This is a genomic window from Halopseudomonas sp. (assembly GCF_036961105.1).
Taxonomy (GTDB): Bacteria; Pseudomonadota; Gammaproteobacteria; order Pseudomonadales; family Pseudomonadaceae; genus Halopseudomonas.
The window spans coordinates 1-542 of record NZ_JBALWW010000068.1; the positions used below are offsets into that span (position 1 = coordinate 1).

Sequence of the window (542 nt, forward strand, 5' to 3'; positions counted from 1 at the left end):
CGAAGCTGCAGAGATACAGGGCCTGCGTGACGACGTGCGCGCACTGCGCAGCCAGTTGGATCGCATGGAGTCCGCCCTGCAGGCGGCCGCGCAAGCAAAGCCTAGTCTAGCACAGCCTGGGCAAGCAAAGCCTGACCGCGACGAATAACAGGAGAGCCACGATGATGATGAAGGACCCCTCTAAAAAGTATCGCCCTTTCGTGGCGGTAGACCTGCCCGACCGTCAGTGGCCCGGCCAGCGCATCGACACGCCGCCCATCTGGTGCAGCGTCGACCTGCGCGATGGCAACCAGTCGCTGATCGACCCCATGGATCAGGAGCGCAAGCAGCGGTTGTTCGACATGCTGCTGAAGATCGGTTTCAAAGAGATCGAAGTGGGCTTTCCTTCTGCGTCGCAAACCGATTTCGATTTCGTGCGCTCATTGATCGAGCAGGACAAGATTCCCGACGACGTCACTATCCAGGTGCTGACCCAGGCACGGCCGCATCTGATCGAGCGCACCTTCGAGGCGCTGAAGGGCGCCAAGCGTGCCATCGTGCAC

The 542-nt window shown here is 60.9% G+C and carries 1 pseudogene; it reads left to right on the forward strand.

Going from position 1 to position 542, the window contains the following annotated elements:
* Positions 1–161 precede the first annotated feature (161 nt).
* Positions 162–542 (forward strand): annotated as a pseudogene (locus V7756_RS19030) (2-isopropylmalate synthase); the annotation flags it as partial.